This window comes from Caminicella sporogenes DSM 14501, from assembly GCF_900142285.1.
Taxonomy (GTDB): domain Bacteria; phylum Bacillota; class Clostridia; order Peptostreptococcales; family Caminicellaceae; genus Caminicella; species Caminicella sporogenes.
Map to the genome: position 1 here is coordinate 126074 of NZ_FRAJ01000005.1, position 12656 is coordinate 138729.

Below are 12656 nucleotides of genomic sequence, written 5' to 3' on the forward strand. Positions count from 1 at the left end.
TCGAATTATTTTTTCATTTCTATATCATTTTCGTTTAATTATAAGGTAGATTCTCTTTCTATTAACTCTGTATCGATTATATAATGATTTGTTTCTATATTTTTATTTTCAAGTTTTCCAATTAATAGTTTTGCTGCATAATATCCCAATTTTTCAGCTTTAATATCTACTGAAGTAAGTTTTGGCTGTTGGTATTCAGCTAAAGGCGTATTATTAAACCCAACAACAGCTATTTTATTTATTGCTTTCTCTCTTATAGCTTTTAAAGCACCAAAAGCTATTAAATCATCTGTCGTAACAACAGCAGAAGGTTCTTTATAATCTAAAATCTCCATCATAGCTTCATAACCTTTTATTTCTGTAAAGTCTACTTGTTCATAGATAAATTTTTCATTAACAGAAATTCCATGTACCTTTAATGCTCTTAAATATCCATCCAATCTATCTCTAGTAACATTAAGAGTATGCGGTCCACCAATAAATGCTATATCTCTATGCCCTTTATTAATTAAGTAATTAACTACATCATACATAGCTTTAAAATTATCATTATCTACCCATAATATTCCATCTGATTTTTCCGGTCTACCAACTACTACAAATGGATATTTTTCACTATCTTTTAAATATTCAATACATTTATCGTTTTCTCTCACAGTTAAAAGAATTATACCGTCTACCCATTTACTGTAAATATAATTTTTAATGAAATTTATTTCTTCTTTTTCATTATTACTATATGTATACATTATATAATAACCTTTTTTTTGAGCATAAACACTTATTCCTCTCATTGCTTGAATAAAAAATGGATTTATAAATAAATCTTCTTCAGTATTTGGTAATATCAGCCCTAAAGTTTTTGTTGATTTATTTGCCAAACTTCTTGCAATTGCGTTAGGATAATAATTTAATTTTTTCATTGCCTCAAACACTTTTTTCTTCGTTTCATTGCTTATTTTTGGATTATCAGAAATAACTCTAGAAACAGTCGATGGAGATACTTTTGCCAATTTAGCAACATCTTTTATTGTAACAGGCATATTATTCACTTCCCAATTTTTATTTTTCCTAATCAATATTTTAAATTAATATAAATTTCATATTTTTTCAAATTTTATCTTAACTCTTTGTAGCTCCAGATGATAAACCTTCTACTATATGTTTTTGTAAATAAATAAACAATAAAGTTATTGGTATAGCAACTAATATAGAACCTGCTGCAAACATAGTAAATTTAGTATTTTGTTGTCCAGTTACCATTTCATATAGAGCCATAGCCAAAGTCTTTTTATCAGCACTTCTTAATATTAATCTTGGCAGAATATAATCCATCCAAGGTGCAGTAAACTGAGTTAATGCAATAAAAGTAATTATTGGTCTTGCTATTGGCAAAATAATTTTTCTAAATATAGTCAAGTTTGAAGCTCCATCTATTCTAGCAGCTTCATCTAAACTCTTTGGTATACCATCAAAATACCCTTTAACCAGCCAAGCATTATAGGGTATTTGTCCACCAGCATATACAAGTATTAAGCCTAAATGAGTGTTTAAAAGACCTATTTGCATTAACAGTACATATATAGCAGTCATAGATAAAAAGCTTGGAAACATCTGCAAAATAAGCATACTTACTAATCCCATTTTTTTACCTTTAAATTTAAACCTTGAAAATACATAAGCTGTTATAGTAGTGAATACAACTGATAATATCATATTTATTGTTGCAATTTTCAAAGTATTTAAATACCATATTACAAATTTTGTCTTTGTAAATAATTCTTTATAATGTATCAAAGTTGGATTTTTAGGTATTAAAGTAGAACCATATAAACTATTTCCAGGATTTAACGATGAACCTACTATCCATATAACTGGTGCAAGTACAACAAACGCTAAAATCAGTAAAATAGCATATAATATAATTTTTGACAAATACTTTGATATTTTACGACTATTATCTGCTATTTTTTTTTCTGCTGATAAAATCATTATAACATGTCCTCCTCTTTAAAAGATTTCGTTTTTATAAAACTATATGATGAAATACTAGCCACTATAAAAAATATTATTATTGATATTACTGCAGCCATATGATATTGATTTTGATTTAAAGTTAATTTATAAATCCACGAAACTAAAATATCAGTATGACCTGCATATTTATATGCAGAATTTACAGGTCCTCCATCCGTTAACAAGTATATATTATTAAAATTGTTAAAATTATAGGCAAAAGATAGTATTAAATAAGGTGCTGTCTGATAAAATATCATTGGCAAAGTTATTTTATAAAATTTTTGTCTGTTTGTAGCTCCATCTATATCCGCAGCTTCATATAAATCTTTAGGAATATTAGTCAAAATACCAGACATCAATACCATAAAATACGGCGAACCTAACCACATATTTACAAGTAATATAACAATTTTAGCTAAAGTAGGGTCTGTAAGCCAAGAAATACGAGCTATGTCAAACTTAGCTAATAAATTATTTATTGGTCCGGGTCCACTAAACATTAAACGCATTACTAATAAAGATAAAAAACCAGGTATAGCATATGGTAGTATAAATATACTCCTCCAAACTCTTTTAAATTTAATACCTTTTGCATTAGTCAATAATGCTAAAAATAATCCTCCAAAATATGTCGTAATAGTTGCTAAAGTTGCCCAAATAATTGTCCATTTAGCTACTCCAAAAAATGTTGAACTCCAAATTTTTAATCTAACTAAATTCCGAAAGTTTTTTAGTCCTACCCAATCTACCAAATTTTTGGGCGGTAAATGATATGGACTTGAATAATTAGTAAATGCAATACAAAAAGTAAAGATTATAGGTAGTAATGTTACAAAAATAACTGCTAAAATAGTCGGTGTAAGCATAAACATAGGAAAATATTTATCCCAAATATACTTCAAAAACTCTCTAAATGTTCTTTTTTCTTCTCCTTTTTGAATAATTTCTGCCGTATTTTTAGCATCTTTTATATTTATAAAGTAAATTAATATAAACAACATTATAACTAACAAAGAAATAATACCTTGTATTAATAAAATAATTGAATGATCCCCTTGTGCTATACCATTTACAAAATGTAAAGGTTTATCTCCCAAAGTAATTAGTCCCCAAATAGAATGTTTAAAATATGGAATAGTAAAAATAAGTATAATAAGTTCAAATACAGAAAAAATTATACCTTTTATAATTTCTCTATTATAAAATTGTCCTAATCCCATAAATAAAGTAGATAATATTGCAGCTTTAGTAGATTTTTTCATTTTTTCCCTCCTACCACAAATCTTCTTTAAAAAAAATCCAGTCATTTACATTATCGTAAACGACTAGATTTTTACTATTTTATTCAAATTTATTCCTGTGATTCTATTGCTTCCTTAATAGTTTGAACTGCATTATCTAACGCCTCTTTTACATCTACTCCATCATCCCACATTGATGCAAATGCTGCCCCATATGGTTCCCATACAACTTGCATTTGTGGAATAGAAGGCATTGGAACTGCATATTGAGCTTGAGCTAAAAATGGTGCAACAATTTTATCATTTTTGATGACATCTTCATTCATAAGAGATTTAACAGGTGGTATCTGCTTAGTCATTTCAAATCTTTTTAATAACATTTCATCTGAAGTTGCAAATTTAGCAAATAATTTAGCGGCATTTGGATATTTTGTATATGCACTTACAAACATTGCTCTAATTCCTGAAAAACTGGCTGGATGCTTTTCGCCCGGCAATTTTGGAAGTGGTACTATGCCAAAATTAACACCTGCTTCCTGATAACCTTTAACTGCCCAAGGTCCATTTATTATCATAGCTGCTTTACCTTCTGAAAATAAACCATCTACAATTTGAGAATTAGTATCAGCTGAATTTAATGGTAATATTTCCTTTAATGACACCATAAATTTAGCACCTTCAACAGCAGCTTCATTATTTAAACCTATATCATCTTTATTTGTTCCACCATTGCCAAAAACATAACCCCCATTACCAGCTACAAAACTATGTGAAAAATAAGCATTTGCAACATCCCACATTAAAGCATACTTATTTTCTTTTGGATTATTATATTTCTTTGCAAATTCTATAATTTCTTCATAAGTTTCAGGTACTTTTGATACTAAATCTTTATTATAAAACAAAGCATAAGTTTCTATAGCTAGTGGATAGCCATATACTTGCCCTTCAAAAGTAACACTATCTGCAGCAGCTTTTATAAAATCATTTTTTACTCTATTAGCAGTTACATCATTAACTTGCACTAAACCTGAAGCTACTAATTCTCCAGTATGATCATGTGGAGCAACAAATACATCTGCACCTACTCCTGCAGGTCCATCAGTTGCTAATTTATTTTTTGCATCTGTATTAGCAACTGCTTCATAAATAACCTCTACACCATATTTTTCTTTAAACTTTTCAGCTGCATATTTTATCCAATCTGACTCTGGACCTTCACTTTCCCAAACAACTAATTTTGCACCCGGTTCAGGAATTAACTCCCCTGATACATTTTTTTGATTTGCATTTCCCTGATTATTATCTTGATTATTTTGTACTGGCTCATGTTTAGAACCACATCCTACTAACGAAAATACTAATACTGCAATAAGTAAAAAACTTAAAATTTTTTTCATATAAATCCCCCTCTTTCCTTTTTGTATTGTCAAAAAAATCACTATAATTTTTGACAATACCCTACTTTATAATCAAATCCCCTGCAATCGTTTGCACAATTCATTATAAATCTTTTTCAAAAATATGTCAAACTTATTTATTATTGTAAGAAATGAGTATTCTAGCCGAATACATAGGTATATCAATATCTAAATTATTATCTGATTTGAAAATTTCACCTGTCAAAACATCAATATATTTACCATCAATTTTTAATGTTACTTTTTTGTCAAAATTATAATTGTTAATTAAAACAAATACTTTTTCTTCTTCATATTTTCTAATAAACCCTATTATTTCTTCTAAATCATTAATCCATTCAAAACTCCCTCTTCTCAATACTTTATTCTGTTTTCTTATTTTAATTAATTTTTTATAATAATTAAATAATTCTAAATTCCAAGCCCTTTTATCCCATTCCATTGGCCTTCTACAATCTGGGTCATATCCACCTTCCATACCAATTTCAGTTCCATAATATATGCAAGGTGTTCCAATATAAGTAAATAAAAATGTAGCTGCCATCATTAATTTTTTTACATTTTTATTACATTCTGTTAAAAATCTTGAAGTATCATGACTTTCAATTAAATTAAACATAACTTCATTAACTTGCATAGTATTTCGCATTATGATTTTATTAATTAGTTCTTTAAACTGATTGTTAGAAATGTTTTCATAAGCAAAATACTGCAATAAAGCCCTCATAAGAGGATAATTCATTACTGCATCAAATTGGTCTCCTTTCAGCCAAGGATAAGCATCGAGCCAAAGTTCTCCTATTATATATGCATCTTCCTTAGCTTCCTTTACAACTCTTCTAAATTCTCTCCAAAAAGCATGACTCACTTCATCTGAAACATCTAATCTCCAGCCATCAATATCTGCTTCATCTATCCAATACCTAGCAACTTTTAATAGATAATCTCTTACTTCTGGATTAGCAGTATTTAATTTAGGCATGTAATATGTAAATGCAAATGTATCATAACTTGGAGGATTTGTTTCTATTGGCCATTTGTGTATATGAAACCAATCATAATAAGGTGATTTTTCTCCCCTTTTTATAACATCTTGAAAAGGCTCAAAAAAATAACCACAATGATTAAATACTGCATCTAAAATAACCTTTATACCTCTTTCATGACATTTAGAAACTAATTCCTTTAAAATTTCCAAATCTCCAAAATGAGAATCTACTTTAAAATAATCTTTAGTATCATATTTATGATTAGTTGGTGCTTCAAATATTGGAGTAAGATAAATACCATTTATACCTAATTCCTCTAAATAATCAAGTTTATTAATAATTCCTTTTAAATCTCCACCATAAAAACTATCAGAAGTAGGCAACTCCCCCCACTTTGTTAATTTATCTGGATCGTTTGAAGTATCACCATTAAAAAATCTTTCAGGAAATATCTGATAAAAGACTGTATCTTTAACCCATTCCGGTACTATATGAATATCTTCTTTATTCAAATATGGATATTGGAAAAAATGCAAATATACTTCTTTTTCATTAATATCATTTATTAATCCCCATTCAGTAAAGTAAAAAGTCTCATTATCTCCTTCAATCTTAAAATAATATGCTAACCTTTTACTTTTAGGGGTAACCTCTATTGTAAAATAATCATAAAGGTCATCAGAACATGTTAATTTCATAACTAATTCTTGTTTTTCATTCCAATTATATTTGTCTCCATACACTAAAAAAACTTTTTTTATATCACCTTTTTCTGCTCTTAACCTTATATGAATAACATTCTCATTATATGCATAACAAAAATTGCTTTTCGGCTTATGATAAATTGCTTGTAAATTCATATTTCACCTCTTAAAAAACAACATAATTTAAAATTTATCAAAATTTATGCAAACGTTTGCATAAACATTATACCCCTTTGTTATTAAAATGTCAATATGAGTTTTAAGTTTTCTAATTTTTTACAAATATAAAAAATATCGATGATAAAAAACTATAATATCCTTACGCTTTTTAAAATTCTAATAATTCGGTTCTTATTCCTATTATAGCAATCTTTACTTAAATTTAATGCAGCACCATAGAAACTATCATCTAAAACAAGATGTATCATATATCTGTCGTCAGTTTCTGTTATAAATAGAATTCCTTTAGTCCCATTATCTGTAATAAAATCTTTTTTCTCACAGTTTGGAGTTCCAACAGATATTTTCCCACTCTGCCCAAAAACATAAATTTGTTCTGTCTCATCGTTTTCCACATAAATCAAGATACCACTATCTGGACTAACTCCATGTTCTTTATTTGCATCATATTATTTCAGCTCAAAAACTTTTCATTCTTTGGAATTGTGATATGTCAACACTTTTTTGGACATATTTTTTCCGAACACTCTACTTTAAATCCTATGAATTTATTTGTAATTATAAGATTGCTTCTTTTACTTTGAAGTCTTCTTGTATAAATTCTTTGTCTATTAATATTATATCTTCTATTATTTATACTTTATAGAGTTCGGATTTTTGTGTCTACAATATTAGACTAACATCAAACACCAGTTTCAACTAACTTTGAAAAGAACCACGTACGGTGATGTGAGAAGTCAGTAAACTAATTAATCATCTATCTCCTACTTAATTGTGATGTTAAATACTGTGCTAAAGAAAAAAAAGTCCAAAAAGATATATAAAACTTAATTTGATTATAATAAGGTATTATCATAAAGAAAGTTTTGGGAATTACGAAGAAAAGCATATACATAACAAAAATATATATAATTAAGCTAAAAATAACTTGCTTGTAAAAATTAAATCTTGACATGAATGTTTTGGCAAAATATGTTAGTGGTAGTTTAATAAAGAACATGATTATAATTGTAAGTAATGCATTAATAATTAAATCGTTTATTAACATAAAAAAATCCCCTTCTTTAACATAATTAAACATTATTTATAATTATTACATAAAAAACAGGATAGTCATTCTTTTTAAAAACCTAAAATTTTCCAATTAAATCATGTCACAGGTACGGCTTAGGTTTAGTCAAGAGCCATTTAGGAATATATTTTAGGTACGATTATTTTTATATTAATTTCTGTGACACTTTTATTTAAATAAAAAATCCTTTCTTAATAACAGTTCCTATAAGGGCGATAATCCTAAAGCCTTTACTCCTTTTTTAGCCATTTGACCTCTTATAATAAGGTCACTGCTGAAACTTTTTAAATCGTTTTTGTCTAGTAAACCTTCTTGAATAGTTTTGTTTAAAAGTCCTTCATACTATATAGGTATTTTGTTCTTTTTATTTTTAATACTTAAGATACAAATTCACATGCTTTCATAGGAGTGTTTGGTCTGAATGTGTCGTCTAAATAGTAAAATTTTTACAGATAATAAATATTTTCTTCATAAAAAAATAAAAACCTTCGTCAAAAAAACACTATTTTTGTCGAAAGTTTTTCATCTATAATACTTTTCCACTGGTTAAAATCCTCTAATGTTTTTCTTTTTCAACTTCTTCCTTTATCTTCATTACTTCTTCATAACTTATACCTGCTCCCTCTACAACTATTTTTAAATCTACTCCCATTTTTATTAGATTTTTTACTACTTCATATTTCCCTTCTATTCTCCCTTTTATTAGCCCTTCTTCTCTTCCTTTTCTTTCTCTATATTTAAATTCTTCTTCTAATTTTCTTCCTAAATTGCTTAAAGAGTGTATTTTAATATTTACTCCCTATACATTTAGAATAGAAGTTTATAACCTTTTTCTCCAATAGAAAACATTTTATGTGTTTCTATACTAAGTATTCTGATTTTTATTATCACACTTTATAAGTTCTATCATTCTAATAAAATAATTATACACTTCTGTACTTTTATTAAACATATTTTCCAATTTTTCTTTCCCACTTTCTAAAACATCATTTTCTAAAAACTCTTCATTAAAGATAAGTGCTAAAGAATATTGCCTTTGCAAAGCTACATTTAACATTTGTTTTCCTGCATTTTCTTCTCCATCAACACGACTGTCTCCACATATGTTGTGGCGAAGATATGATATTAATATTCAAAATAATGGGGTTTTGTATAATAGTATCCCCTTTAAATCCCCTTCTTATTAACATAAAATATTTATAGTATTTTTTTGTTTCTGCTCAGCAACAGGTAATAAATATAATAAGCTTAATCTTTGTCTAATTACTGACATAAATCCAATTAGCACTAGACACCAAAATGAATCATATATTTATTCTCCAGTTTTGCTTTTCTGATTAGTTTTAACAACTCCATAAGGCTATAATCTTGTTTAATTCTGGGATCATTAGAAACTATAGTTTCTAATATTGATAATGATTCGGGTGGTATTAATGTAACTCCATGTCGAGCTAAAGACATATTAGGACTGTTCAGGTCACCAAAATATGTTTTCATTTTACTTAATTCTTCCCACCAATCATCAATATAAATATCATCATCAATTGTTACACAATTATATTTTTCTGGTTCATATTTGATATATTCCTTATTCTTATCTATCTTGTCAATAATTCCAAATTCAATAGGAGTCAATCTATCACCTCCTTGATAGAAATCTTATCTAAAAGTTTTCATCTACTCATCCTACTAACACTTCATTTTCTATTAAGATAATCTTTATTTGTAATTATTACAAAATCAGCATCTAATATTTCATCATATTTATACACTTGAAACCATACTTCACCTTTAAACATTTCTTGAAGAATATCTTAAACATATCCTTTAAATATAAGTAAAGATCATCTGCTGTCTTTAATTCTTCTCCTGTTATCATTTGTCTTAATACTTCTTTTGATAATGTGCTCATAAAACCTCACGATGTAGAGCATTGCCTTTGGCTAGTAGTTGGCACAGTCACCCTCCCACAATAGACTTTCACCACCTAGTTGCTGTGCATGCCCGGCACACTTAAAAAAAGACACTTGCTAAATTAGCAAATACCAAAAATTTATTTTACTTACTTTATTCTTAGTTTTAAAACTCTATGGTCCAGTTCCTATTCCACTAATTCTCCAACCTATAGCTTCAACTTCTTTTTTCAGACTAATAAATCTAGGCTGATTTCCATTATCATGAGTTATTTCTTTTTTAAAATTAAAATCTACAATTACCATATATTCTAATGTCCCTTCAGGGATAAATTCCCCTTCCATTTTCTTTATTTTCTTAAGCTTTACACTTTTAATATTATTATCGCTAAATCCATCATTAAATAATTTATGATTATCCATATTTGATGAAAGATATTTACATAATGATTTTCTAGTCATACAAGCATATATCATTTTTTTATCATGTTCATTCAACGCCTTAAAATATTCCTCAATAATTTCTTCTGGTTCTTTTTTTGATAAATAAATATCTAATTCATCATTATAGTCAATATAATTTTTTATCCAATCATCCCACTCCATATTAGTTATATCTTCAATACTTTTTCTATTTAATGAACATGCAAACGAGTCATGCCTTCCTGCATCTATATATGCTCCTATAATTTTATCTTGATACTTTAAAATTATTCCCCTTGCATCCATTCTCGGTTTCAAAAACTCAGGAAGAGGTTCCCTCAATCTGTATATTTCTACTTTAATTGTTTTTCCTAAATATTTGCTAAAATCTAAACCTATTTCCTTAGATAATTCATTATTATATGCCCAATATATTTTTATAGGAAATTCTCCTGCCTGATGTTTTAAATTGTCAGGTAACGTTTCAGTTAAAGTATTAATTTTATAGTCAACAGTCCAATTGTATTTATTAAATAATTCGTTAACTTTTGCTTCAATATTTGTATCATAATTTTCATACCGGAGCAGATTATCTATATACCTAAACAAATCAAAACTAGGAGCTAATTTTTTACCATTAATATCTATATATCCAACTTCTTGAACATAGTCATAATCATATAATAATTCTTTCACCTCTCCATTTACTTTATATAAAAGAATTTTATTATCTTTGTATTGTCCACATCTTTCTACCATCTCTTCAGTATTAGATTCTTTGCTTTTAGCAACCATTGAAACAATAGACTGTATAATTCTCTTATCACTAGAAACAAACATCTTTTTATCTCTACATAATATCTCAAGTTTCTCTACATTCTTTAAAAGTTTTTCAATATTCAATTCACCATTTCTATATTGACTTTCATCAAAATTTTCTAAAGGCATCTCTCTTTTTTCTACTTTCTGAACTTCACAGCCTGCAACTATTAATGAAAATATGATACATATTATAAAAAAACATATTTTCCTATTCAAACAAATCCCACTCCTCTCGTAAAATTATACAAATTATCACTAGTGTTCATTAATTTAAAAATATTTCCATTGACTTTTCATTGACTTTTAAACTATAAGATGTTCTAAACTGGTAATAATAAAAAAATACATTATGGAATATTATACCAATGAATATGGTTAAAAAATCCCCGCAGGGGAATGATTTTGGATTTATATGGAATCAAAATATTTCTATTTTATCCACTAAACAATAGTTCCCAAGTAAAATTTTCTTTGTTAATCAGTATAGTAATTTTGTATTTTAAAAATCTTCTTATACCATTAGCTACATCATTACAACACGGATCCATATCATATTTTTGATTATTTTCATTTTTAAGATCATCCTCCCCTATACTTGCAATATGCCAAAATGCTTTAGCTTTATTATCATAACTTGGTTTTGCATCAAAATAAATAAATTTATTAAATAAATTAGGTCTATTATCCTTATAATTCAACTCTATTTGAAAAATGCTATATATATCATTGAAAAACTCATTTAAATCTTCATATAACTTTATTTTAGCATTTGAAATTTTAGTCCACTTAACTTCTTTCTATTTTTGAATTAATGCTATACCTTCTCTTATAATATTTCTAATATCTTCATATATATCTTTCTTTTTTTCTTTTGGACATTGCAATGCACCTAATACCATGACATCTGAATTATCTCTAGGCAAATGACAACTTTCATCACAATATACGTAATACAAATTTTATCTCTCCTTTAGTAAATCTCAATTCATATTATACCATATATTGTATATATTTCCAATATAATCACTTATGAATTTGACAAATTATTATTTTTTCCAACATAAAAGTAATCTCTATATGAAAAAACAGAGATTACTTTTAATAGTATTTTATTATTTAACTTTTCATTCAGTCATCTATTATTCAAGTTGGTATAATCTGCTCTAAAATAAACTTTGTAATCACTAATTTTAAAATCATACTCTTTAAGAAGTTTTATTATTAAATTTCGTATAGCGTTTCCACTTTGATTAGTTTCTATATAAATCTTATCTCCAATTTTTCTAGGCTTTCTCATTGAATTAGGATTAACAGAAAAATATTTTTTCTTTTTGCCGTTCATTGTATCATTATTCTCAAAAGACATAAATTTCTTTTCATCTATAGCCATAAGCAGTTCACAAGTTTTTACTAATACATCCTTCCACGTACTAGCTTCAATAACATGATTTTCATTCAGTTTAAAACCAAATGGTCTTTTATGGGTAAAATTTTCATATAAGGTATGTTCAATTTTATTATCTACTAAATATTCATTATAGTTAGGTATTGTTCTTCTTTCAATTTCTTCATCTGTTTCTTCATTTATTTGAATTTCCTCTACTTCAAGTAAAGATATTATTTCCTCTATCTTATTTTCATAGTAATGAGCATTTTCTGCTATATCTTTATAGATATTTACTCTTTGAAAATCTCTATTTGAGACAGCTGAATTCATTTTATCTCCAAATACTTCTATTGTATCGTTAATAACTGTCCTAAGCAATTCCAAACTTTCTGATATATCGATAGCCTTATCTGGACATTCTTCTTTTATTTTTTCAATAAAATATTTTAATTCCATGGTTTATCCCCCCGTTTAGTTCAATCTCA

The 12656-nt window shown here is 27.2% G+C and carries 13 protein-coding genes; all 13 read right to left on the reverse strand.

Annotated elements, in window-relative coordinates; genetic code table 11:
* Nucleotides 1-38 precede the first annotated feature (38 nt).
* Nucleotides 39-1043, reverse strand: a complete 1005-nt coding sequence (locus BUA90_RS03705) for a LacI family DNA-binding transcriptional regulator (protein ID WP_072966049.1) — start codon at nt 1041-1043, stop codon at nt 39-41.
* 79 nt (nt 1044-1122) lie between these two features.
* A complete protein-coding gene (locus BUA90_RS03710; RefSeq protein WP_072966050.1) occupies nt 1123-1992 on the reverse strand; it encodes a sugar ABC transporter permease in 870 nt (289 codons plus the stop codon).
* Nucleotides 1992-3281: a carbohydrate ABC transporter permease gene (locus BUA90_RS03715; protein ID WP_072966051.1), complete on the reverse strand. Its 1290-nt coding sequence runs from the start codon at nt 3279-3281 to the stop codon at nt 1992-1994. The genes BUA90_RS03710 and BUA90_RS03715 overlap by 1 nt, the downstream gene beginning before the upstream one ends.
* 89 nt (nt 3282-3370) lie before the next feature.
* Nucleotides 3371-4660, reverse strand: a complete 1290-nt coding sequence (locus BUA90_RS03720) for a maltose ABC transporter substrate-binding protein (protein ID WP_072966052.1) — start codon at nt 4658-4660, stop codon at nt 3371-3373.
* A gap of 133 nt (nt 4661-4793) precedes the next feature.
* The gene (locus BUA90_RS03725) at nt 4794-6530 is read right to left on the reverse strand and encodes a glycoside hydrolase family 13 protein (RefSeq protein WP_072966053.1); all 1737 of its coding nucleotides are present in this window, start codon (nt 6528-6530) and stop codon (nt 4794-4796) included.
* Between the two features lie 152 nt (nt 6531-6682).
* Entirely contained in the window at nt 6683-6949 is a 267-nt protein-coding gene (locus BUA90_RS03730; RefSeq protein ID WP_072966054.1) for a hypothetical protein, read from the reverse strand.
* 1542 nt (nt 6950-8491) lie between these two features.
* A complete protein-coding gene (locus BUA90_RS03745; protein WP_242945029.1) occupies nt 8492-8683 on the reverse strand; it encodes a hypothetical protein in 192 nt (63 codons plus the stop codon).
* 230 nt (nt 8684-8913) lie between these two features.
* Nucleotides 8914-9261: a hypothetical protein gene (locus BUA90_RS03750; RefSeq protein ID WP_072966057.1), complete on the reverse strand. Its 348-nt coding sequence runs from the start codon at nt 9259-9261 to the stop codon at nt 8914-8916.
* 112 nt (nt 9262-9373) lie between these two features.
* Nucleotides 9374-9538, reverse strand: coding sequence for a hypothetical protein (locus BUA90_RS12370; protein WP_159429992.1), 165 nt, complete (start codon nt 9536-9538; stop codon nt 9374-9376).
* A 175-nt stretch (nt 9539-9713) separates the two neighbouring features.
* Complete coding sequence (locus BUA90_RS03755) at nt 9714-11000, reverse strand: DUF4830 domain-containing protein (RefSeq protein WP_094756711.1); 1287 nt, start codon at nt 10998-11000, stop codon at nt 9714-9716.
* Nucleotides 11001-11218: 218 nt separating this feature from the next.
* The gene (locus BUA90_RS03760) at nt 11219-11482 is read right to left on the reverse strand and encodes a hypothetical protein (protein ID WP_072966059.1); all 264 of its coding nucleotides are present in this window, start codon (nt 11480-11482) and stop codon (nt 11219-11221) included.
* A 99-nt stretch (nt 11483-11581) separates the two neighbouring features.
* On the reverse strand, nt 11582-11740 hold the full coding sequence (locus tag BUA90_RS12225; RefSeq protein ID WP_120240133.1) for a DUF3800 domain-containing protein: 159 nt from the start codon (nt 11738-11740) through the stop codon (nt 11582-11584).
* Nucleotides 11741-11916: 176 nt separating this feature from the next.
* A complete protein-coding gene (locus tag BUA90_RS03770) occupies nt 11917-12627 on the reverse strand; it encodes a hypothetical protein (protein WP_072966060.1) in 711 nt (236 codons plus the stop codon).
* Between the last annotated feature and the right edge of the window lie 29 nt (nt 12628-12656).